This is a genomic window from Paenibacillus camerounensis (genome assembly GCF_000723885.1).
GTDB lineage: Bacteria > Bacillota > Bacilli > Paenibacillales > Paenibacillaceae > Paenibacillus_AQ > Paenibacillus_AQ camerounensis.
Map to the genome: position 1 here is coordinate 55,209 of NZ_CCDG010000042.1, position 26,895 is coordinate 82,103.

Sequence of the window (26,895 nt, forward strand, 5' to 3'; positions counted from 1 at the left end):
AACCCTAATATAACCACATTCCACTTAAGCATCGTATTCAATTCAGCATGCAGCACCATCACGATGGCATACAAGGTGCAGACCATGAACAGTACTACCGGATTTAGGGTAAATGCCGCTAACAGACTGGCTGAAAGAACGATATAATATAGCATTTTAGTCCAAGGATGAATAGCGTTTCGCCTCATAAAGGTGATAGAAGCTGCGATAAATATCAGCGCTGAGCCGTAAAATAAATAAAAGTAGCTGTCATACAACAAAAACATCCATAAAAAAAGATGCACGGGAATATAATATTCCGGCTTGGCGTCATCGGCAAAAAATAAATAAAGGCATAGCAGCACATTACCGATCACAAATACAAACAGATAATGCGCCGGGAGAACGATCAGCTTATTCTGAAATAAACAAATCAAGGCTAAAACAACGGAGTATATAAAAAATAGCATCTTGGTGCTGGCGTGCATATGGGTTTTGGATATTTTATGTGGCATTAGATGGCTCCTGCTCTTCTGGCTGTGCTGTCGAATCCATTATAGCTCTTTGAATAACGAAGTTGAACCCAATATAATAAGTGTAACTATGCTCTTATGCTCCATACATAATGAAGGAGGAGGCACCCATGGCGTTCATTCCGTTAAACTGTCCCAACTGCGGCGGAACAATTGAATACAAGGAAGGTACAATCCTCAAGTGTCCCTATTGTCAGACAGAGCTTTTGTTAAAGCAGAATAACGTCTACTATGTGGATCAGACTATTAACCATTACCACGGGATACCTCCTATGCCCGCGAAGAGAACGACCGTCCCCCTAAGGCTGTTGCTGCTGTTGCTGCTAGTCATATCCGGCGCCGTCAGTACTTACTTCTACTACAGTCTCAACTCATCTCAGCAAAAAATAGAGGCCAGGCTGCCTGTACGGACAATGCCCGAAAGTGAGGTCCTGCTCTCCTTTTTGCGGGAAATCTTCGATAAAGGGTCTGCCCTGCCGACAGAGGAGGAATTGGCCCGTCTGCGCTATTTAACCGTAGAGCGTTCGCCCGATGACCAGTGGCAATTTACTTACAGCCTCTCCGATCCCTTCAGCGATGAGCAGGCCGGAAAGATCACTTATATTACCCGGGACAAGAGATTGAATGCAGAGCAGATTGATCAGCGGGATTTCGAAGCCTTTAAGGGGCTATCGGCGCTCAACCTGACCGGAACCTACGAAATCTCCCAGACGGATACAACCAGCTTCACCCATATGGCAGGATTAAAAAGCTATGGCGGGGCCTTTAACGAATCCTTCAGCAGTTTTTCCGGCTATTTCGGCGATAAGTCGAGAATTACAGAGCTTACTACCCAGCTTCGCAGCAATCAGGAAGTAGCCCTGCTGCTCGAATTCCCCAATCTCAGCTCTCTGTCTATTACCTATATGGGTGAGTCCGTAACGGATTATCATCTGCTGAATAAGCTGCCGCTCAAATCTCTTTCGCTAACCTTTGTCGATGAACTGGGGTGGCTGTCGTCCATGACCGGGCTAACCTCCCTGGCCATCCATCACAGCGAAGCCACAGACCTGCAGCCGCTGTATGCGCTAACCGGGCTTCAGGAGCTTCAGCTTTCTTATTTAACCAATGTAAAGTCCATCGACTTTGTGCAAAATATGCCTGCCTTGCAGACACTGGATCTCGAAAGCTTGAGCTTTTCCAGCCTGGAGCGTCTGGCCGGCAAGGCCTCCATAACTGCACTCCGCCTGGCTTCCCTGGGCCAGCTTAGCTCCGTAGAGCCCGTGAACAGCCTGCCTTCTTTGCGGGAGTTAACATTGTCCGGTTACTACGAGAAGGCAGAGACGCTGGCATTGCCGGGCGTACAGCGGGTGGAAATCCCCGGCTCCTTCCTTCCCGGACTGGAGGCGCCTGCCGTAACTGCCCTGACGCTGCGGGGCGGGAGCTTGGAGTTGAATATGACCGAGCTGGGTAAATTCCCTGAGCTGACGCAGCTTGACCTCTGGGAGATCGACGAAATGGCCCATCTTGACGCCTTGGACAACTTGCCCCGCCTGCAGACACTAAGTCTCTATGACTCGTCACTGTATAAGGAGAGCGATGCCCTATTTCGTCTGAAACAGGTGAAAACGCTGGTCTGCTCAGAATGCCGATTGAATTTCACACAACAAGCAGCTGAGCCGAACAGCGTGCTTGAGCACTTGACCATAGATCAGCCCTATTTCAGCGTAAACAATACCTCTGTCAGTGACATTGACCAGGTGCTGCCTTATTTCACAAAGTTGTCCGCGCTGCGTTCCTTTACCCTGCAGGACAGCAATATAGCTTCTCTGGAATTCATGGGCAACTGGCAGGCGATCGAAGAGCTTCATCTGGAGAACAATGCCATCTCCAATATAGAAATCCTGAGCCGGCTGCCGAATTTGCACAAGGTATTTCTGGCCGGCAACTCCGTACAGAACAAATCCGTGCTTAGTGCGGGTGTCCGCGTATATTAATTTCCCTGTGTCTCCTAAACGTCAAGTAGACCGCACACCCGCCAAGGGTATGCGGTCTATTATTATGTTATACCTCCAGCTAGACCAGCGCTGGTAAAGTTTCAGCCGGGCTGGTCTAGCTGCCGCTGCCTTTAATCAGCCCCTCCTTCACTATCTCAGTTACACTGTTGACCGCATAGGATTAATTTTTACCAGAACGACAATTAGGTTTCGTGTATAAATATGGGATTTCATTGGGAATATCTGTTTCTTATAAAGCGGCTTGGGGGTAATATATATAGCGCCATCCGCAACCATAACGGCCAGTTGTTGGCATACAGGACAATACCGTTGTCCTCTTGTGGATGATAAGTGCAATTTATACAGAATAGGAGAAGAAAGATGAATAATCAAACCCAGGATACATATCGCTTTCAGGTCAACTTAAGTGGCATGATCAACATCTTGTCCAACCATTTGTATAGCAGCCCGAAGGTATTCTTGAGGGAGCTGCTGCAAAATGGCATAGACGCGATTACTGCGCGGCAGGCTTATTCCCAGGGTGGATACGAGGGCAGGATTCATGTCGAGGTAAGCAGGTCCTCAACCGGGGCGACCTTATTAATAGAAGATAACGGGATCGGGTTAGACGAGTCGGAAATTCATGAGTTCCTGGCAATGATCGGTCAATCCTCCAAGCGGAGCGAGGACTTTCTCCAGACCAACACCTCTTTTATCGGACGGTTTGGCATCGGGCTCTTGTCCTGCTTCATGGTGAGTGACGATATCGTCATGCTTACACAATCCGCCAAGGGCGGACCTGCGCTGGAATGGCGAGGGAAGCCGGACGGAACCTATACGATTCGCAGGCTCGAAGGGATACACGCTGCGGGAACCAAAGTTTTTTTGCGCTGCAAAGAAGGCTCTGAGCTGTACTTCGAGGAAGGCAATCTGCAAGAATGGCTGTTCCATTATGGAGCCCTGCTGCCTTATCCCATCCAATTGGTGTCCAATCAAACCACTCGTTTGATTAACCCGCCTTCCCCGCCCTGGGTCAAAGATCCGCAGCTGGCCCGGAAGCATCGCAGCGAGGTGCTGGCCTTTGGCAGACAGGTGCTCGGGGAGACGTTCCGCGATTTCATTCCCCTGCACACCGCTTCGGGCCGGACGGGAGGCATCGCCTTCATCTTGCCGCAGGCAGTGAACCTGGGTGCCAAACGCAATCACCGGGTGTACTTGAAGCACATGCTGGTCTCCGAAGCCGCCGGCAATATTCTGCCGGACTGGGCGTTCTTCGTCAAATGCTTGATCTGGACCGATGAGCTGCAGCCGACCGCTTCCCGGGAGCATTTCTATGAGAATGTCCAGCTGGAGCAGGTGCGGGAAGAGCTGGGGAACACCATCCGTCAGGAGTTGATGCGGATGGCGGAGTATGATCCGGATCGCCTGCAATCTATCATTTCGCTGCACGCCTTATCCATGAAGGCCCTTGCGGTGGAAGATTCGTCATTCTACTCGATTATTCACGAGTGGCTTCCTTTTGAGAGCAGCTTTGGCACGAGGCCGCTTGGTGAGCTGAAGCAGCAGTCCCCCCTATACTTTACTGCGACTCTGGACGAGTACCGTCAGATTACCCATGTCGCTTCGGCCCAATCCATGCTGGTGGTGAACGGCGGGTATATTTATGATGCCGAGCTGCTCTCCCTGCTGCCCCTAATTGATCCGGACGTACAGACGGAACGGCTCCTGCCGGAGGAGGTCTCTTTATCTTTTACCGATATTACACCCCAGGAGCGGCTTGACTACTATGAATCCGTAAGATTGGCGGACAGTGTGCTGCAGAAATTCCGCTGCCAGGTGCAGCTTCGCCGTTTCAAGCCAGAGGAGATTCCTGTGCTCTACACCCTATCCCAGGAGTCCGCTCAGTGGCGTGTTATGGAGGCGGCCAAAGAAGTGAGCACCGATGCGCTGTCCTCCGTTCTGGGCAGCCTGGGCGCTTCGATAAAAGATGCAGCATACGCAACGCTCTACTTCAATATGAACAACCCCGTCATTGCACGGGCCTTTCATCCGGCACACATTGCAATGCTGCCTTCTATTGTCGAGATGCTGTACTGCAATGCGCTGATGATGGGACATTATCCGATGAACCGCCAAGAGACAGCGCTTCTGAACAAAGGCATCATTCAATTTATTGATTGGGGTATGACGGCCAGTCATTCAACAGGAGGAGACGAATAGATGAACCTTACCGGGATGAGTTACGAAGAATTGATGGAAGAGGCCTATGACCTGCCAGGAGGCAAGGCTAAGCTGGAGCTGCTGGAGCAGGCGGTACGGGTGGCAGATGCCGCAGGAGATCTCGATCAGGGCTTTGAGGCCCGCAGCGAAATCGTAGATACGGGCAGCTTCCACGGCTATCCAATGAAGGCACTGGTTGCCTTTTCCTGGCAATTGGGACAGTATGACAAAAATCCGGACCGGTTCGATAGCTTCACCCTGCTGTGGTCCTACAAGTGGGTTCTGGACCGCATTACCTCTTTTGCAGATATAAGCCGTGTCCAGATTGAGAATCTGCTGGAGGACATGAAGATCCGTTTTGCGGCCGAAGGCTATAGCAGCCGTTCCTATCACTACTACCGGGCGCACATCTTCGCGGAGTTTGGGGAGCTGGACAATTCCCAGGCAGAATGGGACATTGTACAGACCATGGACCGGGATGAGATGAGCGATTGTCCGGCCTGTGAGCAAAACCGCCTTGTCGAGTTTCTGGCGAAGCGGGGAGACGACGAAGGAACCCTGAAGGCGGCTGAGCCCATTCTCAAAGGTAAAATGAGCTGCGGTGAGGTGCCTCATGTGACCATCACGAAGGTGCTGTTCCCCCTTCTGCGGCTAGGCCGTCAGCAGGAAGCCGATAAGCTTCAGAAGAAAGGCTTCAGATTGGTAAAGGGTAACCGCGACTTTCTGTATCACCAGGGAGAGCACATTGGTTACCTGACCTTAACCGATCCAATCAAGGCGCTGGGAGTCTTTGAAGAATATATCGCCTCCTCTCTCGATCATGAGAACCCGGTCGACCGGATGATATTCAACGCCTATTCGGCCAAGCTGTTCCGCCAGCTGGCGGGAGAATCCATCCGGTTCCAGGTCAAGCTTCCGGCAGGGCACCCGTGTGAGCACCAGTCCGGGGAGGTAACGCTGCTCGCTAAGCACTTCCAGCAAGCCGCTTTCGCCACAGCCGAAAAGCTGGATAAGCGAAACGGTAACGATTACTATACCGCGCTTCTGCAGCGATTGTAGAGTGTGTTCGTGTTCTAGTTTCACATTTATAATATAGGCACAGTGTTAGACGCAATGATGCTTATATTAACCTTTAATGTGCTTATCGTAGCGCTACTGCGATCCAATTTAATCAAATAGACCGCACTGCCGGCAATGGCATGCGGTCTATTTGTCATTTTCTGTTTACTAAGTTCCAACTCCGATTCCAGTACTCAAAAACCCTTGTTTACCAAGGAGCACACAGGGGACGACTAGAGGCGCCGCGGATTGACCGTGCCAAAGATAGGATACGGTGTTAATCCACTTGTAAATAGGCTATCTATTAACTTGACCAATTCTTCCGATGATAGATCCTTGTCGTTGCGTATCCAAAGGCGAAACATAGATATTAAAGTGGATATGTAAAACTCAATTATATATGGTGCTACAGCATCATTAGTTGGAAAGTCAATAATCAATCTCTCAAAGGGAATTTCTCTCTTCAGGCGTTCAACGAAATGAACAGAACCATAGTCTCCCAAGATAGCTTTAAGCACTGAAATTTCCTCTACATTTTCAAAGCATTGAAGTGCATCTTGGAAAGTATGTGTAGAAAACTCTCTGCTCGCCATCTCCTCGTTAATGGAGTTCAAAATACGCTCTTCAACGTAGTCCAACAACGCATAGATATCCGTAAAATATTGATAAAATGTACTGCGGTTATATCCTGATTGGTTAGCGATCTCTTGAATGGAGATTTTTTCGATTGGTTTCCGGCTATATAAATCACAGAATACATTTACAAATGCCTGCCTTGTTTTGTCCGTAATTTCAGGTTGCTTATGCATGATTTACCTCTATTTTCTGTGCAATTTTTTATACGACAGATATTAAAAATCTGATGGTTGATGACCCTATAGTGAATCTATACAATAACATTATACAACACGTTGTTTGATGATTAGCAAGCATTAATATATATTTTTAGGAGGCTATATGAGAATTTTATTCTTCGGTAGAGGTGTAATATCAACCCAATATGCTTGGGCCTTTGAAAAGGCAGGGCATACAGTCGAGTTTTACGTTAGAAAAGGAAGAAAAGAAACCTTCGGAAGCAGCATAGGGCTTGATATGTGGGATGCACGAAGAGGGAAGCAGCTAATACAAGAACGCTGGAACGTCAAACTACATGAGGAGATGAGCCCAAATTATGATCTCATTATTGTGAGTGTCAACACGGAACAGCTTCCAGAAGCAGCACAATTCCTATCGACTGTTGCTGGAACCTCCCCTGTCCTAATATTTAATAACGTTTGGCAAGATTTGAAATCATCGATCTCACCATTGTCTATGAACAATGTTGTCTTTGGGTTCCCGGGAGGAGGAGGCGGCATTGCGGACAATAGACTTAGAGGCGGCTTTTTGAAAATGCTATTTTTAGAAAAACCACGGGTAGGCACTGAACATATTAACAACAAGGTCAAAAAATTATTTGAAAGTGCTCATTTTAAAATTAGTTGGATAAAGGATATGCAAAACTGGCTATGGAATCACTTTGCCGTGAATGCGGCTATGGAGACTGAGGTGTTAAAGCTGGGGAGTTTTCCAGCACTCATGAATCATAGTGACTCATTCGCAAATGTCGCTAAGAATATGAGGGAAATCAGCCTTGTGCTTAAAGCAAGAGGCGCAAAAATGGATATAATTTCTCTACTGATGACTAAGATTCCACCCGCACTTCTCGGTATGCTTTTTAACAAGGTTATTTTTGCAAAGGGAAGCTTACCACGACTTTTCGTCGAATACAACAATAGTAAAGCAGGCTTTGCGGTAAGTGAAATTGTGAGAGAAGCAAAAAAGTTAGGTATACCTGTACCACGTCTTACTGCGGCTTTGGAAAATAATGAACAATACAAAGCTATTAAAACTTCCATATCATAAAAATCTGCAGGCCACTCCAAAAATCCAAATGATCAAAAAAAGAAGCGGGATTTTACCCGCTTCGTTGCTGTGCTGTATACGTCAATACGTCAATGCACCTTAACTATTAGTCTTTTCTGACCAACACCGCCACCGACTCCACATGCACCGTATGCGGGAACATATCCACCGGAGTAACCTCGACGGTGGAGTACCCGCCATCCTCCAGCACCCGCAAGTCCCGTGCAAGTGTCGATGGATTACACGACACATACACTACCCGCTCCGGCTGCATCTGCAGAATCGTATCCAGCAGCCGCGGGTCGCAGCCCTTGCGCGGCGGATCAACGACGATTACGTCCGGGGTGACGCCCTGCTCTTTCCAGTTCGGAATGACGTCCTCGGACGCACCTACCTCGAACACTACGTTATTCATATTATTAAGCTTCGCGTTGCCACGCGCATCTTCGATAGCTTCAGGTACAATCTCTACGCCATATACCTTAGCCGCATGCTGGGCCAGGAACAGAGAGATTGTTCCGATGCCGCAGTAGGCATCGATCACCGTCTCGTTACCTGTCAGTCCCGCGTATTCTACGGTTTTGCCGTACAGCACCTCAGTCTGTGCCGGGTTCACCTGATAGAAAGACCGCGCCGAGATGGCGAACTGTACATCTCCGATGTAATCGTAGATGACGTCTCTGCCCCACAGGACACGGGTTTCGTTACCGAAGATCACATTCGTACGCTGGGGATTCACGTTCTGGCAGATGCTCACTACATCCGGGAGCTGCTCGCGGATGCTGCCGAGCCAGGCGTCCAGATGCGGGATGTCGCGGCCGCTTGTAACAAGAACGAGCATCATCTCGCCTGTACGGAAGGCCTTCTTCACGACAACGTGACGGAGCAGGCCGCGGCCGGTTTCTTCATTATAGGCAGAGATGCCGAGCTCTCTGCCTATGCTCTTCACCACAGCTATGACGCTGTCGTTATGCTCGTGCTGAATCAGGCACGTCTCCATATCAACGATCCGGTGGCTGCCGCGGGCGTAGAAGCCGCCGACCAGGCCGCCTTCGGTTACGCCGATCGGCACCTGGGCCTTGTTGCGGTAACGCCAAGGCTCGTCCATGCCCAGCGTCGGCCGGACGATGATGCCGTCAGCCTGCGCCTCCCCGGCACTTGCACCCGCTTCATCCGCTCCATCCGTCAGGTTCGCTGCCTCTGCAGCTCCTTCCGCGCCGCCGCTTCCGGCTATAGCGCCCGCTTCACCCGCTCCCTCAGCCAGCCCCGCCGCCTTCGCAGCTCCTTCCGCGCCGCCGCTTCCGGCAATAGCGCCTCTGCCCGGCGCTCCGGCCACCTGCAGCTTACCGATCCGCTGCAGATTGTCCACCACCAGCTGGCGTTTCCAGGCCAGTTGGGCAGTGTAATCCATATGCTGCAGCTGACAGCCGCCGCACTGGTCGTAGATATCGCAGGGCGGCGCGATACGGGCCGGGCTTGGCTGTACAAGCTTGAGCAGCTTGGCGTAGCCGTACTGCTTCTTGGTCTTGAGTACCTTGGCCTGGACCTTCTCACCGGGCAGGGCGCCCTGCACAAAGAGGGTAAAGCCATCCACCCGGCCTACCCCCTCGCCTTCATGGGTCATGCCGATAATATCGAGCATAACCTCGTCATTCTTGTTCACTGGCAGATCTGCGGCTGGCGCTGCTGCTTCCCGGCTGCCCCCACGGCGTCCGCTGCGGTGTTTACTCATTGTCTATACTCACTTCTTTCATGTTCTTCTAATGCCAAAAGCTCCAGCTGACCCGACGGGCCACCGCACGAATCAAGTGGAGCTTTATCTTCTCTCGCTCTCTAACACGCTCTTGTCTTAGTGATTCTGCGCAAAAATCCGCAGATGCTGCGGCAGAATCTCGAATCTGCCCGGCAGGGTACCGCCAAGCTCACCGTCCAGGTTAAGCTGGACGTAGCCCGGAGAGGTAACCTCCATCGCGTCGGTACGGAAGTACACAACCTTCTTGTCCTGCAGATGCTCACCGCGGATCGCCAGGGTGACCAGGCGGATGAACTCAGCAAGGTTACATTTCTTGACTGCGATGACGTCGAACAGGCCGTCGTCAATCCGGGCATCCGGAGCAAGCTTCTCGAAGCCGCCGACGGAGTTGGTGTTGGCGATCAGGAACAGCATGAACTCGTCATGAATCAGCTCCTGGCCGTTCGCACGGATGTAGAGCTCCTGCGGCGACAGGCTGGCCATTTTCTCAATACCCTTCAGGTAGTAAGCAAGCTGTCCCATCATCGTCTTCAGTCTGCTTGGAACCTCATATGTCAGCTCGGTCAGGCGTCCGCCGCCGGCTATATTAATGAAATAACGGTCGTTGGCTTTGCCGAGGTCAATCAGGCGCGACTCCTGGCGCAGAATCAGATCGCAGGAATCCTCCCAGTTCTTCGGAATGCCCATCGCCCGGGCAAAATCATTGGTTGTACCAAGCGGCAGTACACCCAGCGGGGGCCGGTTAGGCTTCTCCGCCATCCCGTTAATGACCTCATTCAGAGTGCCGTCGCCGCCGGCCGCTATGATCAGATCAAAAGTGCCTCGTTCAACAGCCTCAGCCGCTGCCGCCGTAGCATCGCCTTCCCCGGTTGTGGCATGGCAGGAGGCTTCAATGCCGCCAATATCCAGCCGCTCCAAAATGTCGGCGAGTCGTCTTTTCATTTCTTCCCGTCCAGAAGTGGGATTATAAATCAATCTCGCAGTTTTCATTACCGGAACGCCACCTGTGTATTTAAAATAGATAACCTTACTGATTATACCCAATTCAGCACCCTACAAGCAATGTTGGAGGCCAAGCAGCGCATTTTTTTTGCTATATCATTCAAGTGACATCAGCAGGCTATCTAAATATATCTATGCAGCAGCACCGGATTTAGACTATAAAAGCCCATTTTCACCGCGAGCCCGCTCCAGCATCACACGCACCTGCTCTTCAATCCAGTGCGGCAGCAGCGGGTGCGGCAGCAGTGTATGGCCGGTGTAGCTGTACTCCAGCCCCTGGAGCTGCCCGGGCAGTACAACCTTGGTGAAATACCCCTCACTCAAAAAGAGCGGGGCCACCAGCACACCGTAGCCCTGCCCTATCCAATATTCCGCCCGCTCGCGCAGCGTCCCGACGCTCAGCAGCCCGTAATCAGCCGCCGCTACGCCGCTGACAGCGCGCACCCGCTCCGCGAGGGAGGAGATGCCCGCTTCCCAGCGCTGGCGGAAGCCGTCATGCTTGCTGCCGTGCCCGGCGAGCAGAATCACTTCGCGCTCCGGGCGGACTGACAGCTCACGCAGCTTGTCCCAGAGCATAACGGCAATGTCCGGATCGTCGTCAACCGGATAGCCGAAGTGAACCTTCGCCTCTACAGCGAACAGTTCAAGATCGGTCTCGCGCTCCGGCGCAGGCTTTGCACCCAGTGCATATGCTATCTCATCAATATGCGTACTGCCCGAAGAAACAAACAAGGGGACCACAATAATATCTGTGACCCCTGCATGTTCAAGCTCATCTATTCCGTCCTGAATGAGGCGGCCTTCTACCAGCTCCAGAAAAGACACTGCCACCGGCAGCGCCTCCGCCAGCGACAAATGATTCACTGCTTCATCGACAATCTTCACCCAGGTCTTGTCCCGGGAGCCGTGACTGATGATTAGGACGCCCGGTTTCATAAGATTAGCGTCCCAGACGTTCCAGCGTCATTTTGTAGCCGTCATTGCCGTAATTCAGGCAGCGTTTCACCCGGGAGATCGTAGCCGTGCTTGCTCCGGTCTCCGCCTCGATCTGATTGTATGTAGAGCCCTTGCCCAGCATGCGCGCAACCTCAAGACGCTGTGACAGCGACTGGATCTCGTTTACCGTGCACAGATCGTCGAAGAAGACATAGCATTCTTCCATATTTTTAAGTGTTAAAATGGCTTCAAATAATTGGTCTATACTTTTATCGTTTAGCTTCTTAAGCTGCATCGTAGATCATCCCCTAAAAAGTTTGGTCAGCATCATCTTCATGGATTAAGCATCATCCAAAACTGGCTTTAAAGCATTAAAGCTGTAAAATCAACAAGACTATCTTGCCTCTACTATATTGCACTGGAGCAGTTTTTTCAAGCATTAACGGTTTCACGCTGTACAGAACGAAAATGACGGACATTTGTCCACCCCAGGCGCACACCGTATATCGGGTTTGGATTATACTCTATCTGTATCTGATAGGATTTACCGCCTTAACTATAGTACTACATAACCTCTGAAAATCAAGCATGGACACGGTTTCTTCACTTCCCCCGGAGTCCCGCTGGGCATCCGCCCTTTTCCGCTCATATCCCGGTTACCCGGGCGTTTGTCTATACCTTATGTTCGCCCATGACATACAGTATAGCAAACCAATAACGAAGGAATGTGATGTTATGCCTCATCATTACTATAATCATTCCCGCCGGGAGGGGCGCTCGCTGGCCGGCTCCTATGCTCCTTCAGCCTATCCCGGCATCGGTTCCTACATCCAGCCGCCGCCTCCAATTGAAGCCGGACTGCTGCCTGCACTCGGAGCAGAAGCAGCTGATACAGCCCTTGCCTTACCTGTAGCTGCAGCTGAAGCGGCCCCCAAAGCCGGCGGGCTGCTGGGTAACCTCGGCAATCTCGGCAATCTGGCTAATCTCGAGCAGATTAAGGGGATCGTGGACCGGATGGGCGGAATCGACGGGATTGTCAGCTCCATGGGCAAGGTGCAGAAGGTCGTCGAGGGCTTTCAGCAGATGGCGCCGATGGTGAAGCTCGTTATGGGCACTTTCGGCAAAAAGAAAGGCTCCGGCTCATTCGCCGCCGAGGAGGACGCCGCCATGTATCAGCCGAAACGCAAAAAAAGACGCCCGTCCAAGCAGCGCCGCAAATCTCCGGCCAAACCTAAAAACCGCCGGAAGTCCTCCCCTTCCTCCAATAAACGCCGCCGCTCTTAGCGGTGGCGTTTGGCTTGTTTATTATTACACTTATGGGTTTTCCGGGTTCCACGCAAAGTACCTGAGTCATCTTCAATGTAAAAGCTCCACTTTGTGGGGTGATTTCGTTATTTAAACCAGCCGCTCCGCCGGAACCAGAGAAACATGCCTCCCCCAAGCAGCAGCATGACCAGCAGAATAGCCGGATACCCGAAGCTCCAGCCCAGCTCAGGCATTACGTTAAAATTCATCCCGTAGATGCCGGCGATCAGCGTCAGCGGCATGAATACGGTCGTGATGACCGTCAGCGTCTTCATAATCGAATTCATCCGGTTCGAATTGAGCGAGATGTAGCTGTCACGCAGATCGGCAGTCATTTCCCGGTCCACCTCAATCATATCGGTCAGCTTCAGCAGATGGTCATGGATATCACCGAAATAGACCCGCTCCTCCCCGTTGCTCTGGACATGCTGCGAGTTGACGATCCGGTACATCAGATCACGCATCGGTACAATCGTCCGCCGCAGCTTCAGCAGCCGACTGCGCACCTTGAACACCTGGCTCATCAGCTCTTCTACGGATTCTTTTTCACCCATGCCCTCAAGATCCGCCAGCTCATCCTCCAGGTTGTACAGGCTTGGAAAATACCGGTCAACCAGCTTGTCCATCACGGTATAAGCCGCAGCCACCGGACCGCCCGACCAGTTCTTGCGGCTGTGAATTTCCGCCTGCACCAGCGCCCAGGCCTCGTCCATTTCCGGCTTCTGCTGGTGGTGATAGGAGACGAGGAAGCCCGGGCTCAGGAACAGGTCTATCTCCTCTGCCTCCAGCGTCTGCTCATTAAGTGCATGCAGCACAAAAAACTGCACATCCTCATAATAATCCAGCTTGGGCCGCTGCAAAGTATGCATGCAGTCCTCAATCGCCAGGGGGTGGAAGTGGAAATAGCTGTCCAGCAGCCGTGTCTCCTCCGCCGTCGGTGCATTGAAATCCGCCCAGATCCAGGCATAATCAGCAATCGCCATGCTCTGGAGAGGCAGGCCGGTCAGCACCTCCCCCTGATGGGTTACCGCCAGTGTACGTATCATGAATGAGACCTCCGTTTACTCCTGCTTCCCTTGCTGCAGCGCTCTATTCCTACTATTGTACAGCATGAGACGGCCATCGCCCAAATTCCACTCCGCTAAGGACTTCTCTGCGCAAAAAAATAACCCCCGTCCGCAAATCAGCGGCTATGGTGGTTACTTCGTAACATTATAAGCTGAACCGGCTATGAAAGGTCAGCCGCATATCAGGCGCCTTACTTAACCTGATTATATTAGGCAGCCGGCATTTAGTTTGATTTTCGCCACTTCATTTGCGGATTCCAAGGTCTTTACCATGATTAGCTGGAAAAACGTCAGTTAATTCGGCACATTTATTGCTCTGGACGCTTTTTTGGCGAAATTAAGTTACCTTTTTCCAATTAAGCGCCCGATGATAGGCTACTTCCGCAAATTAACTCCACTTAATCCGGTATCCGTATCCATAAGCCGCAACCCGCCTCACCGTCCAAGCCCCTCCAGCAGCTCCAGATGCAGCACCTGCAGGAACTTTTTGATGTTGACCTTCACCTTGCCGGAATCCCGGCCCAGCTCAATCTCCTTCATCTTCAGCCGGACCTCCTCGAAGTCGAAATAGAGCGGCGCGTAGTGCTCGAACTTCGGATTGCCGTAGTCGGTCAAGCCGATTGAGGCGAGGTTGGCCAGCCCTGCGGACAGGGCACGGCGCAGCCGCTGCTCGATTGCCTTCACTTCCTTGGCGGCCTCTTGCGGCGAGGATTTATAGGTGGCCGCAGCCATCTCGTACAGCTCCTTGAGCGGCGGAAGTGTGCGGTTATCCTCTCTAGCCGCTACCAGCTCCATCATCAGGATAATGTCTCGGCTGCCCCCCTCCGAGATCATGCCCATATTCATCAGAATAGGCTGGATAATCTCTTTAACGGTCCGCTTGCTCACCGCCGCCTGCACCAGTCCGAACTGCAGCCCCTCCAGCTTGCCGAGGCTCGACTTGATCTCATCCAGGTAACGGTTAATCGCATACCGCTCATTCACCTTATGCAGCACCGATTCGACCTCAATCTTATTGATCGGCTTGCGGATGAAGAACTCGATGCCGCTGCGGTAGGCGCGCCCGACCATATCCCCGTTCTCGATCTGCGAGATCATGACGAATTTGGAGCGGCAGCCCTGAGCCTGCAGGGAATCGATTGTCTCGATGCCGTCCTGGTCCGGCATCAGCAGATCCATCAGCACAATATCCGGACGCTCCTCCAGAATCAGACGCACACCGTCCTGCCCGCCTTCCGCTGTACCAACCACTTCTCCAAGCCCGCTGTCCTCGATGATATGCTGCAGCATTCTTCTGGCAGTGGCATCATCATCCACAATACAGAAAGATAACGGCATTCCCTACTCCCCCTTCCGCAGCCCGCTTGTCGGTATCTTAATCTGAAACCTGGCCCCGCCCAGCTCCGAGACCGGATCAACGGAAATCTGCCCTGCAAATAAATGGACAATATCCCGCACATGCGACAGCCCGATCCCCGTAGCCGCCACACCCTCCTGATTAAACTTGGTCGTAAAGCCCGGCTCGAACAGCAGCTCACGGTCACGCTCCTTAATCCCGCCGCCGCTGTCAGCCACTCGAAAGACGGTATATTCCCCGTCCTCTCGCACATCCAGGGTAATGCTGCCGTTACCTTGTATCACTTCAACCGCATTCGCTGTAAGATTGCCGAGCAGAGTCAACAGGGGAGTATAGCTGGCGGTAATATAGTCTGAGGTCATATTTAAAGTGAACTGAATGTGCTTGCCGAGCATTTCGGCATATTTGGCATTGCTCTTCATCGCAAAATTCATAATGACGGACAGCGGCAGATCACCGGTCACCTCACGGTCGGCCAGCTTCACAAGCCCCGCCAGAATGCGCTGCGAATCCTTCTTCACTTCATGAATCTGCTGCGTGATATCAAGCACCTGGCGGCTGTACGGCTGCTGCGTCCCCTCCGCCTTAAGACTGCGGTACAGCTCGTAGCTGCTAAGCGTAACACTCTCCAGTGTGCCAATTGATTTTTTCAGATAAAAGACTTCACCATACAGCCCGGAGCTGAAGCTCATCATCTGCTCCATCCGCCGGTTCTGCTCCCGCTGCGTAATCCGCAGCTGGCTGACAGCAATACTGCTGTAGACACCGGTTGTGAAATACGTGCGGACGACGGCTATCGCCATCAGAAAGGTCCATTCATTCAGCCGGAAGGAGGCAGAATCCAGCACAATCAGCCGGGTCAGCAGCTCCATTTCGTTCGACAGGAGATCAATCACCGCCGCAACACCGCCCAGCACGAGCGGGTGGAACGTATCGATCCGGCTTTTGATCAGACTCATCAGCACGGCGAAGACCATATAGTAGATCATTGCCGAGAAATGGCTTGTCAGGCTCTCCATAGCCGAAGCTCCGCTGCCGCCCACAGCATCCATCCCTGTGCGGAACAGCAGCACCACAATTCCCGTGACAATCCCTGTCGTAATATAAGGCAGACGCCTCATTAAAAGCAAAAACAGCAGAAAAGCACTGCTGCCCATTGCAATCCGGAAAACATCGCCGTCAAACGGATTGATTTTGAATTCTCCGGCTATTGCTGTACCGAAAGCTGCCATGAATATCTGCACGGCTCTATTTTTGAGTATAAATTGTCCCATCAACACTACTCCTGCTTATGTTGTTGTCAACTATACTACCATAACAAACGGTTGTTTTATATGCCTGACACACTAATTCTTGAAATTATACCGTTTTATGCTCCAGGCGTCTGGATACCAGCGACAGCAGGTAATTCACAACGAAGTACATCAGGGCAACCATCAATAAGATAGGAATCGTGTAGCTCTCCTTCTGGCCCATAACAATCTTCGCATTATGCATCAGCTCCGGCAGTGCAACAATCGTCGCCAGCGACGTATCCTTGAGCAGTGAGATGAACTGGCTGACCAGCGGCGGTACCATATGTCTTAGTCCTTGCGGGAGTACAATATGCCACAGGGTCTGGAAGCTGCTGAGTCCGGACGAGCGTGCGGCTTCAATCTGCCCTTTATCAACAGCAGCCAGGCCTCCGCGTACAATCTCGGCAATCATTGCTGCTTCAAATACGGTAAGTGCAGCAATTGCAGCTGTAATCAGCCCCAGCTTGATCCCGATCTCCGGCAGCGCAAAGCGCACGAAAAAAATAATCAGCAGCAGCGGCAGGTTACGGATCAGTTCAACCAGAAAGAACATGACCGGTGAGAGCACCGGAACCTCCGCATAGCGGATCACACCGACAACTACGCCGATGATAAAGCTCAGAATAATCGATACAAATGCCACAATCAGCGTGATATACAGGCCGTCCATCAAAAAAACTAAATTAGCGGGTGAAAATGCACCGGCAAAATCCATACGATCCCTCCTCAGGTGCTTCGTTCTAGTACTTGCTCTGCAGTCTGCGTTCCCATACCCTTACGCCGTAGCTAAGCGGTACAGTGAGCACCAGATAGAATACCGCTACAAAAATATAAGTATCGAACGTACGGTACGTCTCCGTGGAAATACTGTCCGCGAAGTACATCAGGTCAAATCCGGCGACAAGCGTCAGCACGGACGAGTTCTTAATCAGGTTAATGAACTGGTTGCCGAGCGGCGGAATAACCAGCTTAATTGCCTGCGGGAGAATAATATGCACCATCGCCTGGACATAGCTGAGGCCGGACGAACGGGACGCCTCCATCTGCCCTTTAGGAACAGCCATAATGCCAGCGCGGATCGCCTCAGCAATAAAAGCCGAGGTATATACCGCGAGTCCGATCGTTCCCGCCTTGAAGCCGTCGAGCGTAAAGCCGATTGCCGACGGGCCATAATAGAAAATACATACCACGAGCAGCAGCGGAATATTGCGGATGAACTCCACATAGCCCGTTCCGAACCAGCGCAGTGCTTTAATGGTAGTAATCCGGAACACCGCAATTACTGTCCCGATCACGAAGCTTCCGATCAGTGCCAGTACACTGGACAGCAGAGTCCCCCAGAACCCTCTCAGATATAGATCAAAATAATTAGTCAATATCGAAAAATCCATCACTCTCACCTACCCTTGCCTGCAAAATAATATATCCCGCTTATCCGTTTTTGGCGTCTTCCCTTCTTACAAGAAGAAACGGCAGAGCCGACCTGTACAGGCCGGGTACCGTTTCGCTGTCCTTATAGGGCAAGAATAATTCCAGGCTTATTTCGCTGGAGCTTTACCGATCCATTTAGTATAGATTGCATCGTATTCACCGTTCGCCTTCAGTTCAGTCAAAGTATCGTTGACAGCCTGAACAACGTCAGTGTTACCTTTTTGTATAGCAATCCCGTAAGGCTCATCCGTGAACGGTTCGCCAACAACCTCGTAGCCTTCATCTTGAGAAGCCATACCGTACAGAATCGCATCGTCTGTTGTCAGCGCATCCCCTTGGCCTGCCTTCAGGGCTGCGAAGGCATCCTGATAGTTATCGAATTCCAGCACAGTGATGCCCGGAACCTTTTCTTTGATGTTCTTGATTGAAGTAGCCCCCTTGGAGCCGAGGATCTTTGTATCCTTAGTTACACTTTCAAGTCCGGTGATCGGGCTGCCCTTTTTAACGAGCAGAGACTGTCCGGCCTGGAAGTATACGTCGGAGAAGTCAACTTCCTTCTTACGTTCCTCAGTAATCGTCATCGTAGCTACAACCATATCAATCTCACCGTTGTTCAGCATCGGAATCCGTGTCTTGGACGTAACTTCCTTCAGCTCAATTGCGTTTTCGTCGCCCAGGATATGCTTGGCAATGGCTTTGGAGATATCGATATCGAAGCCTTCCACGTTACCGGAAGCAGGGTCCTTCAGTCCGAACAGCCGGGTATCGTACTTCACACCGACCAGCAGCTTGCCGCGTTCCTTGATCTTGGCAACCGCGGCCGAATCCGTTGATTCTCCGGCAGTATTACCGCCCCCAGCATTCCCGGTGTTATTATTGCCGCAGCCGGCAATTACGAACAGTGCAGCAACCAGCAGCAGGCTTACCCATTTCACGCTCTTGATCTTCATCATTTCTCTTCCTCCCCATAATCTGTATATTTGGTTAATGGCTTAACACACGGCTGAGAAACGTACGTGTCCGTTCTTCCTTGGGACTGGCGAAGAATTCCGCCGGCGCCGCTTCCTCCACAATCTGTCCCTGATCCATAAAGATCACCCGGTCAGCAACCTCTTTGGCAAAGCCCATCTCATGTGTCACAACCACCATTGTCATTCCCTCGCGGGCCAGGTTACGCATGACATCCAGCACCTCGCCGACCATCTCCGGATCAAGCGCCGAGGTGGGCTCGTCGAACAGCATAATCTTCGGCTTCATGGCCAGACCCCGGGCTATAGCGACACGCTGCTGCTGTCCGCCGGACAGCTGGTTCGGGTACGACTGTGCTTTATCGGCAATCCCGACCTTTTCCAGGTAATACATGGCTGTCTTCTCCGCCTCTGCCTTAGGCAGCCCGAGCACCTTGACCGGTGCCAGCGTAATGTTGTCGATCACCTTTTTATGCGGATACAGATTGAAATGCTGGAACACCATCCCGATCTCCTTGCGCAGCTTGTTAATGTCTGTTTTGCGCTCATTTACCGTTATTCCGTCAACAGTCAGTCCGCCGCTGGTTATCGTCTCCAGCCGGTTGATACAGCGCAGCATTGTGCTTTTACCGGACCCGGAAGGGCCAACCACAACAACCACTTCCCCTTCCTCAACATGCAGGTCAATACTTTTCAGCACATGGAAATGCCCGTAATGCTTCTCTACCTGATGAAAATCAATCAACGACAGTCCTCCTTTACAAGCTTTTATAGTTAGCTGGCTTTAACCCGTTCTCTGTTAGCTATCGTAACACTTAAAACACACCTTACTGCGAAGACTACCATATCCTACAATATCCTACGATTTATTGTAAAACTTCATGTCATTTTATTTTCTGAAAGTGAGATATTTCATTTTCTTTTTGCCCCGATTAATGTTTTTTATCGGATTGATGTGACTTTTTGTGACCTTTTCTCTTGTAAAGCACAAAAGACACCTCGCGGTGTCTTCGGCTGTATCCGGTATGTATGTAGGTCTCCTGGGCAACAAAAAAAGATGTCAGCAGCCGTTAGTGGCCTCCATGACATCTTCATTACCCTACCTTTTAGAAGAAAAGCTTGCAGATTAATCCGGCCAGCACTGCACTGATCGGAATCGTAATGAACCAGGTAACAATAATCCGTCCGGCTACTCCCCATTTCACTGCGGAGAAACGCTTGGCCGAACCTACACCGAGAATCGCCGAGGTAATGGCATGCGTCGAGCTGACCGGCAGGTGCAGCAGGGTAGCGGTAAAAATAACGGATGCGGCAGACATGTCCGCAGCGAAGCCGTTAATCGGCTCAATTTTGAAAATCTTCGTACCCATCGTCTTGATGATTTTCCAGCCGCCGATTGAGGTTCCTAGTGCCATGGACGTTGCTGCTGCAATTTTTACCCACAGCGGAACTTCCATCGTTTCCAGGCGTCCCGAGGTCACGAGCGCAAAGGTGATAATCCCCATCGCCTTCTGGGCATCATTCGTACCGTGCGTAAAGGATTGCAATGCAGCCGTAATGACCTGCATGGAGCGGAACCCTTTGTTGACGGTATGCGGACTGCGTTTGGCAAAGATCCATTTCAGGATCGTCATTACAATATAACCGATCACAAAAGCGATCAGCGGGGAGAAAATAAGCCCCTCCACTATTTCAATAAAGCCCTCCCACTTAATATGGTCGGAGCCTGCACCTACATACACTGCACCGGCTAAAGCACCGATCAGGGCATGAGAGGAGGAAGAAGGAATCCCGAACCACCAGGTGACCAGGTTCCAGATAATAGCCGCAATCAGAGTCGCTGCTACTATATTTATCCCGTTATCCAGCAAGGTCGGATCGGTAATGCTGCCGCCGATTTTTTTGGCTACCCCTGTGAACATCAGCGCCCCTACAAAGTTCATGAGTGCTGCAAGGATGATAGCGGTACGCGGTTTAAGCGCACGGGTGGAGACGGAAGTGGCGATTGCGTTCGCTGTATCATGGAAGCCGTTGATGAAATCAAAGGCCAGTGCAAGAAAAATTACAAAACCCAGCATTAATAATGATGTTTCCATATCTTAGAGCCCCTTATGAGTTGCGCATGATGATCGATTCCAGCATGTTGGCTACGTCCTCGCATTTATCCGTGGTCGTCTCCAGCCGCTCGTAGAGCTCTTTGCGCTTGATCAGCTCAATAGGGTCTTTGACTGTTTCGAAAAGATGTTTGGTGCAGATCCGCAGCACTTCATCACCCTGGTTCTCCAGGTCGTTGAGGCGAATCGTATACTCACGGATGGCAAGCAGCTTCTTCTGCGAGAGCAGATGAACCGCTTTTTGAATCTCATAGGCAGACTGGCGGAGAATTTCAGCAAACTGCACGATATATTCATCAGCATCCAGCAGGTTGTACATATAGAAACGTGAAGCAGAAGCCTCCAGGCCGTCCATAACATCATCCATGCTGGTGATCAAATCCATAATGTCATCGCGTTCGAGCGGAGTGATGAACGTCTTGTTCAGTTCCTTGATAACAGTGTGCGTGTACGTATCGCACTGGGATTCGTATTTCTTCATCACTGCAGCGAAAGTATCGATATTTTCCCGGAGATTACTGATATTCTGAGCGAAATAATCAGCTGACTGAACGATGGTATCCGCCATATTTTCTAGTGTCTCAAAGAAAATATCCTTCTTTTTCAACTTCATTTCCTTTAAACCCCTTTACATAAAATTGCCGTGAGAGTCTGGAATGCCATCCAAAATGTAAGCAGCATGAAAATGAATGACAACCCTTGTTATCTTATCATATCCACACTGGGGATAGAAGAAAAAAAGCGAACTTTTTTACGTTATATTAACAATTTCGTCGAACTTACTTAACAATTCTCTGAACCGCCATTTTTTCGTTCGTCTTCAGTTTGGGCTTGGTGCAGCTGTATACTCCACGTGACTTGAAAAGGACGGGCTGTTCGGCACGATCAGGACATGCGTAATTCCCGGGTACATTAAAGCTTCAGTTCCATCCGTTTTCACAAAACGGATCATGTCATCCGGCTTCCGTGCCCATTTGCCTGTAAGGACTGTACCGCGCTGGAATAGCATTGCTTCACCGCCAAGCTCCACATCAATCTGCAGCCGCCCGACATCATCCAACACCTTATGGTCTGCCCCAATGACCAAGATATTAGCCGCTTCCACCGGATTATTATTGTTAAGGTCCAAATGCGCTTTACCGTTGACAGAACGGGCATAGCTCCGGCGCTCCGTATCATATTTATAGCCTACCGTATAACTCTGCAGCAGAAAATGAATACTCAGCTCCGCTGCTGGCGCTCCTTCTGTAGGGAGGTAATCAGGATCAGTGAACACATAAGACGGGACCCCGATGCTTGCGGAGTAGCCCAGCTTATCAGCCCCTTCCAGCAGCTTGGCTGCATTGCTGTACAGGTTATGCGGCGCCTTCCGCTCCTTATCACGCCAGAAATACGCGCCGGCATTGCCGATCTCATCCATATCCGCCTTCTTCTGCCGCTGCAGAATAGCATAAGCCGCAGGACTGCCTCCGGCATGAACTGTCACTCCGCCAAAGCTCTCTCCGAGATCCAGCAGATAGGGGCGGATGCTGCGGATCGGGCCGATTTTGACCACACCGGTGTGGCTCTGGAAAATGCCGATCAGCCGTGTAATCCCGCCCTCCGCCAGTACCTCGTAGAGCACATCCGCTTCACTGATGCCGGACTGCGGCCGGGCGGCGGGCGCGTTATTGATCATAACGGCCAGCGGGCGCGGCAGGCTGCCTTCCTCCACCGGCAGACCCGTCAGGCCGGAGACCTGCCTCGCGGAAGGAGCCTTCGTCGGCGAAGCTTCCGGCAGCGCGCTTGGCAGCGGTGATGCAGAGGCTGCTGGCGTCGGAGCCGCTTCCGGCGCTGTGTTTCCGCCGCCGCAGGCGGAGAGCAGCATTGAAGCAAGCATAAGCCCGGTAAGCAACCGGGAAGCATTGCGGTTTATCATCATTTCTGTTATTCCTCCTCAAAATCTGGAACCGCTTCCTCTATTTAAGCATAGCCTGTCCCCTTTGTCTTGAAGGAGACCGCAAAAAAAGGATACAGCCTCTATATCGGCCATATCCTTAGCTTATGTTATTAATGTTAATCGACCATCCAGCAATTCAGGCTTAGTGTTCCGTACTGGTAGGCCTGAATCATCAGCTGCGCCTGCCTGCCGGCATCAGCTGTGCCCATAATGTAGAAGAGCGGGACAAAATGCTCCTTGCCATAGGATGGAACGGCAGCCCGCACATGCGGCGCCTTCTGCTCATAGGCGAACAACGCGGGCAGATCCCAGTTCCGGAGGCCTTCGGCCAGCCACTCATCGAACTCCAGAGCCCACGGCTCAGGCTGGTCATCTTCCTTCAGGAGCCGCAGATTGTGAACGAGTCCGCCGCTGCCCAGCAGGAGAATCCCTTCCTCACGCAGCGGAGCCAGCATCTGACCGATCCTGTACTGCTCCTTCGGCGAACGCAGAGAATCAACAGATAAAGCCACGACCGGAATATCGGCCTGCGGGAACATTTTGCTTAGAATCACCCATATACCATGATCCAGGCCCCGGCCCAAAATAGGCTGATGGGAGAGGTTCCCTTTGCTGAACAGCTCCGAAATCCGGCTGCTCAGTGCAGGATCACCCGGGGCCGGGTAAGCCAGCGAGTACATTTCCTCCGGAAACCCATAGAAATCATGCTGCGCTTCATGCTGTGCATCTACCGTAATCAGCTGCTCAGGACTGTCCCAGTGTGCCGAGAAAACAACAATCCCCCGCGGCCTTTCCAGATCCTGTCCAAGGCGCTCCAGAAAGCGGGTGTATTCATTATCCTCCATTGCCAGGAGCGGGGAGCCGTGCGCGATAAAAAATGCCGGTAATTTCATAGGAGCCTACCTCCATATCCCAGTATATGGTCTGCTCCTTTATTTTAACGCTTATCGTTAGGGAATGCGAGCAGCGGCACGCATCAGATCATCCAGTTCTGCCACTCCTGCTGCAGATGCTCCTGCTGATTCATCCATTCCTTGGTCCGCTTCAGCACCTGATCCTGGGCAGGACCTGACGAGAAGGTATGATCCGCCTGGAAAATAATCTCCTTGTCGCAGCGCCCCTCCGGACGGGTCCAGAACAGCTTCTGATAGAGAAACGCGTAATCGACGGGGATAATCTCATCTGAAGTACCGTGGATAACCAGCACATCCCCGCTGAATTTGCCTGCCTCCTGGAACGGCTGGAAGGCCGCCAGGGAATTGAAATATACAGGAGTAAAGGAATAGCCTGCATAGTCGGCGGCACCTTCCTTGACGGAGCGGTCATAGGCGTCTCTGCCTACAATCTTGACTATGTCGTTGAACGGGTAGCCAACCGCGGCCCACAGCACCAGATTCTTCACCCGGCGGTCACGCGCAGCCGTCAGAAGTGCAACTGCCCCGCCAAGGCTGTGGCCGATCAGTGTTACACGCTGCGGATCAATATCTGCAGAGCCGATTCCGTAGTCCAGCACCGCCCGGGTCTGGGCAATCAGCGACTCAATGTCCTGGCTTCCATAATTCCCGGTGCTCTCACCGCAGCCTGCATAATCAAAGCGGATGACCATGTATCCGTCACTGGCCAGCTCACGCGCCGCCTTTACAAAAATCCGGTCTACACCAATCCGGTTGCCCACGAACCCGTGGCAGATCACGGCCAGCGGCACCCGGTCCTTGCAGCGTCCGGTAGCTCCCTTGTCCCGTGATGGATAATGTATGCTCGCAGTAAGCTCTTCCTGTTCATACCGGATAACGATATTCCGCTCCATTGCCGTATCCTCCTCTAAAAGAAACACTGTTTCAATGTTGTATTATTCCGATTAACTTAGTATGATTAATATCTTTATTATACTTTTTGCATTTCCTTTGTCAACAGTATTACATTAATGCCGCCGGCAGACAAGTTCACCTTGAAGCTCCTCATCCGGCACAAAAAAGCCCCTTCCGCTCCACCGGAGCACAAGAGGCGAATAATTCATAACCGGCCGGCTGTTTCAGTCGTAGCTGTTGTGAAACATATCATGGGTTTCCTGCCGGCCTTCCCAGTCCTCAAAGCCTGTCACAGTCTCTTGTCCCGCCGCATCCCATAGGCTGAAGCCGTCCGAGCCTCCCCAATCGCCGACTCCGCTGTTCTCTGCAGGCGCGAAGCCGTCTCCGCTGAATGACCCTGCCTGTTGTTTATCCTTATTATCCATAACGCCACCCGCCCCTTCCTCCTGCCTGTTTGTGAAGCTAATCACAAGATTAGTGTTCACTCTTCCAAAATAGATTATTCATACTGCAGGAGGGTTGTCCTTGCACACAGCAGCCGGGCAAACGTATACTCTAGGTTGAAGGCTTTGCGTTTACACCCTATTCTGGAGGTTTATAATTCAGCTATGAAAGTTAAAGCTATGATTAAGGAAAATAACGCCCTGCGCGAGCAGATGACCCCTTTTAACCGTTCTTATTTTGAGGATATGATTCTGGCTATGCGGGCAAGCCGCGTAGAGCGGGTCCGGGCGGAGGAGCTGCTCCTGGAGGCCGCCGCACTGCTGCTACAGGGACAGAGTAAAGGCAGAAGTGCCAAGCAGATTTTCGGGGAACATCCGGAGGATTATTTCAAAGATATTATGGGCAGTGCCCCAAGTCGGCCTGAACGAAGCAGACGGAACTATTATTTAATGATTGCCTGGACCGCCCTGACCCTAATGTTCTCGGTGCTGGCAGCCGGCGGGCTTATAATGAAGGGGATCGGCGGCAACGCGGATCTTTTCGGCAAAGTGAGCGTTTTTACACTGATTATAGTGGGATTCGGCTCAATTGTCCTGATGGAGCTGCTGCTACGGTGGATGTCCTCCCTGTCCGAGAATGATGCGCCGAAGCCTGCAACCTTTAATATCAAGGCCCTTGGCATCTATATCGTTGTAGCTGTCGTTGTTATATTTGCAGGTGTTTTTCTGGATAATCTGTTTCCGGTCATTACAGTCTCACCCTGGGTTAGCCTGGCATTAGGCGCAGCCGGAGGGCTTGGACTGAAACTTATATTCTTCAGATCCTAGAATTCTTATTCCATTCCGTACTCTACAGGGGGAAACTTCCATGAAGAAGCATAGCATTCTACTGACTGCACTGGCCTTCATTCTCGGCCTGTCTGCTGCTAATTCCGCTCAAGCCGAAGGCACAGGTGCCGGAGCCTCCAAGGCTGCCGCATCAGCCACAGGCAGCAGCCATACCCAGGCGGTTTATACAGCCGCCTTGCCGCTGCTTACTGACTCCGGAAAGCTGCCTCAGGCAGTACGCTATATCAACAGCAATATTTATGCTGTTACCCCTTATCAGGCTACTGTTCTGGTCCTGAAGCTGGAGAACGTGCACAAGGCCGGGCTGAAGGTTTGGGAGAGCAAATTCAATAACAGCGCTGTACAGCGCAGGCTCGGCTCCCTCTACACGGCGGGCGCAAGTATGGCTAAGCTTGCCGAGAGTACAGACGACAGCAGCCTGCGCACTCTGCTCCAAGGAGCCGGAGAGAGCGGGTATAAGCTGGAGACGGCGGAGGGCACTTTTTTCCCGGTGATTGATTATGCAGCCTACCGCAAGTATAAGCTGTACGTCACAAGCGATATCCGGGATTACATCACGATAATGGCTGCTGAGTCTGCGCTCCCCTCCTCTAAGGATAACGGGCTGGTCATCGGCTGGTCTGAGGTGGCTGCCAGAGCGCTCAGCCAGGAGCAGTTCGTCCGGACCCATCCGAAGTCCAACCGTATAGCTGCGGTCAAGCAGCTGTACACGATGTATGAGACCGACACCTTCTATGGTCAGAACAATACACCGCTCTTCCATTATGACAGTCTGGAGATGGATCTGGAGGCCCAGAAGGCTTACAGCAGCATTCTCTCCAAAAACACCGGAAGCAGCCCCTTCCTGGATAAGCTTGAAGGCTTTATGAAGCTGCTGAAGGAGAACGGCTTCAAGCTGGACGACGCTGTGGAGAGCTACAGGAAGGCAGAGGTGCCTGTATCCTAGCTTAGGAAGAGAC

At 51.6% G+C, this 26,895-nt stretch carries 25 protein-coding genes; 7 read left to right on the forward strand and 18 right to left on the reverse strand.

Features of this window, described 5'->3' with window-relative positions:
* Window positions 1-622 precede the first annotated feature (622 nt).
* From BN3772_RS16710 to BN3772_RS16720, 3 genes are all read left to right on the forward strand, one after another.
* Entirely contained in the window at window positions 623-2,488 is a 1,866-nt protein-coding gene (locus BN3772_RS16710) for a cell wall anchor protein (protein WP_042200875.1), read from the forward strand.
* Between the two features lie 381 nt (window positions 2,489-2,869).
* Complete coding sequence (locus BN3772_RS16715) at window positions 2,870-4,708, forward strand: HSP90 family protein (protein ID WP_042200876.1); 1,839 nt, start codon at window positions 2,870-2,872, stop codon at window positions 4,706-4,708.
* Complete coding sequence (locus BN3772_RS16720; protein ID WP_042200877.1) at window positions 4,709-5,767, forward strand: hypothetical protein; 1,059 nt, start codon at window positions 4,709-4,711, stop codon at window positions 5,765-5,767.
* Between the two features lie 233 nt (window positions 5,768-6,000).
* Here BN3772_RS16720 and BN3772_RS16725 read toward each other — a convergent pair whose 3' ends face one another.
* Window positions 6,001-6,576 carry a TetR/AcrR family transcriptional regulator gene (locus BN3772_RS16725; protein ID WP_042200878.1) on the reverse strand — a complete coding sequence of 192 codons (576 nt, stop codon included), beginning with the start codon at window positions 6,574-6,576 and terminating at the stop codon, window positions 6,001-6,003.
* A 148-nt stretch (window positions 6,577-6,724) separates the two neighbouring features.
* Between BN3772_RS16725 and BN3772_RS16730 the strand changes: the two genes are divergently transcribed.
* Window positions 6,725-7,669: a ketopantoate reductase family protein gene (locus tag BN3772_RS16730; RefSeq protein WP_042200879.1), complete on the forward strand. Its 945-nt coding sequence runs from the start codon at window positions 6,725-6,727 to the stop codon at window positions 7,667-7,669.
* A 106-nt stretch (window positions 7,670-7,775) separates the two neighbouring features.
* On the opposite strand, the gene rlmD is transcribed toward BN3772_RS16730, so the two are convergent.
* The 4 genes from rlmD to BN3772_RS16750 form a co-directional block, all read right to left on the reverse strand.
* A complete protein-coding gene (gene rlmD / locus BN3772_RS16735) occupies window positions 7,776-9,401 on the reverse strand; it encodes a 23S rRNA (uracil(1939)-C(5))-methyltransferase RlmD (protein WP_042200880.1) in 1,626 nt (541 codons plus the stop codon).
* A gap of 117 nt (window positions 9,402-9,518) precedes the next feature.
* Window positions 9,519-10,412, reverse strand: a complete 894-nt coding sequence (locus tag BN3772_RS16740; protein ID WP_039869687.1) for a diacylglycerol kinase — start codon at window positions 10,410-10,412, stop codon at window positions 9,519-9,521.
* A gap of 168 nt (window positions 10,413-10,580) precedes the next feature.
* A complete protein-coding gene (locus BN3772_RS16745) occupies window positions 10,581-11,360 on the reverse strand; it encodes a sirohydrochlorin chelatase (protein ID WP_042200881.1) in 780 nt (259 codons plus the stop codon).
* Window positions 11,361-11,364: 4 nt separating this feature from the next.
* Window positions 11,365-11,655, reverse strand: coding sequence for a YerC/YecD family TrpR-related protein (locus BN3772_RS16750; protein ID WP_039869680.1), 291 nt, complete (start codon window positions 11,653-11,655; stop codon window positions 11,365-11,367).
* A gap of 440 nt (window positions 11,656-12,095) precedes the next feature.
* Between BN3772_RS16750 and BN3772_RS16755 the strand changes: the two genes are divergently transcribed.
* Window positions 12,096-12,644 carry a hypothetical protein gene (locus BN3772_RS16755; protein WP_042200882.1) on the forward strand — a complete coding sequence of 183 codons (549 nt, stop codon included), beginning with the start codon at window positions 12,096-12,098 and terminating at the stop codon, window positions 12,642-12,644.
* 107 nt (window positions 12,645-12,751) lie between these two features.
* On the opposite strand, the gene corA is transcribed toward BN3772_RS16755, so the two are convergent.
* From corA to BN3772_RS16820, 13 genes are all read right to left on the reverse strand, one after another.
* Window positions 12,752-13,711, reverse strand: coding sequence for a magnesium/cobalt transporter CorA (gene corA, locus BN3772_RS16760; RefSeq protein WP_042200883.1), 960 nt, complete (start codon window positions 13,709-13,711; stop codon window positions 12,752-12,754).
* Between the two features lie 456 nt (window positions 13,712-14,167).
* Window positions 14,168-15,070 (reverse strand): response regulator, encoded by a 903-nt coding sequence (locus tag BN3772_RS16765; RefSeq protein ID WP_042200884.1) that lies wholly within the window; start codon window positions 15,068-15,070, stop codon window positions 14,168-14,170.
* A 3-nt stretch (window positions 15,071-15,073) separates the two neighbouring features.
* Window positions 15,074-16,363 (reverse strand): sensor histidine kinase, encoded by a 1,290-nt coding sequence (locus BN3772_RS16770; RefSeq protein ID WP_042200885.1) that lies wholly within the window; start codon window positions 16,361-16,363, stop codon window positions 15,074-15,076.
* 85 nt (window positions 16,364-16,448) lie between these two features.
* The gene (locus tag BN3772_RS16775; RefSeq protein ID WP_042200886.1) at window positions 16,449-17,099 is read right to left on the reverse strand and encodes an amino acid ABC transporter permease; all 651 of its coding nucleotides are present in this window, start codon (window positions 17,097-17,099) and stop codon (window positions 16,449-16,451) included.
* A gap of 25 nt (window positions 17,100-17,124) precedes the next feature.
* Window positions 17,125-17,775 (reverse strand): amino acid ABC transporter permease, encoded by a 651-nt coding sequence (locus tag BN3772_RS16780; RefSeq protein WP_086074619.1) that lies wholly within the window; start codon window positions 17,773-17,775, stop codon window positions 17,125-17,127.
* 147 nt (window positions 17,776-17,922) lie between these two features.
* Complete coding sequence (locus tag BN3772_RS16785; protein WP_042200889.1) at window positions 17,923-18,768, reverse strand: glutamate ABC transporter substrate-binding protein; 846 nt, start codon at window positions 18,766-18,768, stop codon at window positions 17,923-17,925.
* Between the two features lie 31 nt (window positions 18,769-18,799).
* Entirely contained in the window at window positions 18,800-19,528 is a 729-nt protein-coding gene (locus BN3772_RS16790) for an amino acid ABC transporter ATP-binding protein (protein ID WP_042172728.1), read from the reverse strand.
* 361 nt (window positions 19,529-19,889) lie between these two features.
* Window positions 19,890-20,879 carry an inorganic phosphate transporter gene (locus BN3772_RS16795; protein ID WP_042200890.1) on the reverse strand — a complete coding sequence of 330 codons (990 nt, stop codon included), beginning with the start codon at window positions 20,877-20,879 and terminating at the stop codon, window positions 19,890-19,892.
* A 13-nt stretch (window positions 20,880-20,892) separates the two neighbouring features.
* Window positions 20,893-21,510: a DUF47 domain-containing protein gene (locus BN3772_RS16800; RefSeq protein WP_042172724.1), complete on the reverse strand. Its 618-nt coding sequence runs from the start codon at window positions 21,508-21,510 to the stop codon at window positions 20,893-20,895.
* A gap of 207 nt (window positions 21,511-21,717) precedes the next feature.
* The gene (locus BN3772_RS16805; protein ID WP_042200891.1) at window positions 21,718-22,818 is read right to left on the reverse strand and encodes a DUF3048 domain-containing protein; all 1,101 of its coding nucleotides are present in this window, start codon (window positions 22,816-22,818) and stop codon (window positions 21,718-21,720) included.
* A gap of 134 nt (window positions 22,819-22,952) precedes the next feature.
* Window positions 22,953-23,729, reverse strand: a complete 777-nt coding sequence (locus BN3772_RS16810) for a DODA-type extradiol aromatic ring-opening family dioxygenase (RefSeq protein WP_042200892.1) — start codon at window positions 23,727-23,729, stop codon at window positions 22,953-22,955.
* 83 nt (window positions 23,730-23,812) lie between these two features.
* A complete protein-coding gene (locus BN3772_RS16815; protein WP_042200893.1) occupies window positions 23,813-24,643 on the reverse strand; it encodes an alpha/beta hydrolase family protein in 831 nt (276 codons plus the stop codon).
* 225 nt (window positions 24,644-24,868) lie between these two features.
* Entirely contained in the window at window positions 24,869-25,069 is a 201-nt protein-coding gene (locus tag BN3772_RS16820) for a hypothetical protein (RefSeq protein ID WP_042200894.1), read from the reverse strand.
* Window positions 25,070-25,252: 183 nt separating this feature from the next.
* On the opposite strand from BN3772_RS16820, the gene BN3772_RS16825 reads away from it, so the two are divergent.
* Both BN3772_RS16825 and BN3772_RS16830 read left to right on the forward strand, forming a co-directional pair.
* On the forward strand, window positions 25,253-25,915 hold the full coding sequence (locus tag BN3772_RS16825) for a DUF1129 family protein (RefSeq protein ID WP_042200895.1): 663 nt from the start codon (window positions 25,253-25,255) through the stop codon (window positions 25,913-25,915).
* 40 nt (window positions 25,916-25,955) lie between these two features.
* Window positions 25,956-26,882 (forward strand): hypothetical protein, encoded by a 927-nt coding sequence (locus tag BN3772_RS16830; RefSeq protein ID WP_042200896.1) that lies wholly within the window; start codon window positions 25,956-25,958, stop codon window positions 26,880-26,882.
* Window positions 26,883-26,895: the final 13 nt, after the last annotated feature.

Excerpts from the sequence above, each read along its gene's own strand:
- BN3772_RS16785 (WP_042200889.1), bottom strand. The coding sequence starts at position 18,768 with ATGATGAAGATCAAGAGCGTGAAATGGGTAAGCCTGCTGCTGGTTGCT.
- BN3772_RS16800 (WP_042172724.1), bottom strand. The coding sequence starts at position 21,510 with ATGAAGTTGAAAAAGAAGGATATTTTCTTTGAGACACTAGAAAATATG.
- BN3772_RS16720 (WP_042200877.1), top strand. The coding sequence starts at position 4,709 with ATGAACCTTACCGGGATGAGTTACGAAGAATTGATGGAAGAGGCCTAT.
- BN3772_RS16830 (WP_042200896.1), top strand. The coding sequence starts at position 25,956 with ATGAAGAAGCATAGCATTCTACTGACTGCACTGGCCTTCATTCTCGGC.
- BN3772_RS16725 (WP_042200878.1), bottom strand. The coding sequence starts at position 6,576 with ATGCATAAGCAACCTGAAATTACGGACAAAACAAGGCAGGCATTTGTA.
- BN3772_RS16755 (WP_042200882.1), top strand. The coding sequence starts at position 12,096 with ATGCCTCATCATTACTATAATCATTCCCGCCGGGAGGGGCGCTCGCTG.
- BN3772_RS16715 (WP_042200876.1), top strand. The coding sequence starts at position 2,870 with ATGAATAATCAAACCCAGGATACATATCGCTTTCAGGTCAACTTAAGT.
- BN3772_RS16710 (WP_042200875.1), top strand. The coding sequence starts at position 623 with ATGGCGTTCATTCCGTTAAACTGTCCCAACTGCGGCGGAACAATTGAA.
- BN3772_RS16805 (WP_042200891.1), bottom strand. The coding sequence starts at position 22,818 with ATGATGATAAACCGCAATGCTTCCCGGTTGCTTACCGGGCTTATGCTT.
- BN3772_RS16740 (WP_039869687.1), bottom strand. The coding sequence starts at position 10,412 with ATGAAAACTGCGAGATTGATTTATAATCCCACTTCTGGACGGGAAGAA.
- rlmD (WP_042200880.1), bottom strand. The coding sequence starts at position 9,401 with ATGAGTAAACACCGCAGCGGACGCCGTGGGGGCAGCCGGGAAGCAGCA.
- BN3772_RS16825 (WP_042200895.1), top strand. The coding sequence starts at position 25,253 with ATGAAAGTTAAAGCTATGATTAAGGAAAATAACGCCCTGCGCGAGCAG.
- BN3772_RS16780 (WP_086074619.1), bottom strand. The coding sequence starts at position 17,775 with ATGGATTTTTCGATATTGACTAATTATTTTGATCTATATCTGAGAGGG.
- BN3772_RS16815 (WP_042200893.1), bottom strand. The coding sequence starts at position 24,643 with ATGGAGCGGAATATCGTTATCCGGTATGAACAGGAAGAGCTTACTGCG.
- BN3772_RS16750 (WP_039869680.1), bottom strand. The coding sequence starts at position 11,655 with ATGCAGCTTAAGAAGCTAAACGATAAAAGTATAGACCAATTATTTGAA.
- BN3772_RS16820 (WP_042200894.1), bottom strand. The coding sequence starts at position 25,069 with ATGGATAATAAGGATAAACAACAGGCAGGGTCATTCAGCGGAGACGGC.
- corA (WP_042200883.1), bottom strand. The coding sequence starts at position 13,711 with ATGATACGTACACTGGCGGTAACCCATCAGGGGGAGGTGCTGACCGGC.
- BN3772_RS16730 (WP_042200879.1), top strand. The coding sequence starts at position 6,725 with ATGAGAATTTTATTCTTCGGTAGAGGTGTAATATCAACCCAATATGCT.
- BN3772_RS16795 (WP_042200890.1), bottom strand. The coding sequence starts at position 20,879 with ATGGAAACATCATTATTAATGCTGGGTTTTGTAATTTTTCTTGCACTG.
- BN3772_RS16775 (WP_042200886.1), bottom strand. The coding sequence starts at position 17,099 with ATGGATTTTGCCGGTGCATTTTCACCCGCTAATTTAGTTTTTTTGATG.
- BN3772_RS16745 (WP_042200881.1), bottom strand. The coding sequence starts at position 11,360 with ATGAAACCGGGCGTCCTAATCATCAGTCACGGCTCCCGGGACAAGACC.
- BN3772_RS16765 (WP_042200884.1), bottom strand. The coding sequence starts at position 15,070 with ATGCCGTTATCTTTCTGTATTGTGGATGATGATGCCACTGCCAGAAGA.
- BN3772_RS16810 (WP_042200892.1), bottom strand. The coding sequence starts at position 23,729 with ATGAAATTACCGGCATTTTTTATCGCGCACGGCTCCCCGCTCCTGGCA.
- BN3772_RS16770 (WP_042200885.1), bottom strand. The coding sequence starts at position 16,363 with ATGGGACAATTTATACTCAAAAATAGAGCCGTGCAGATATTCATGGCA.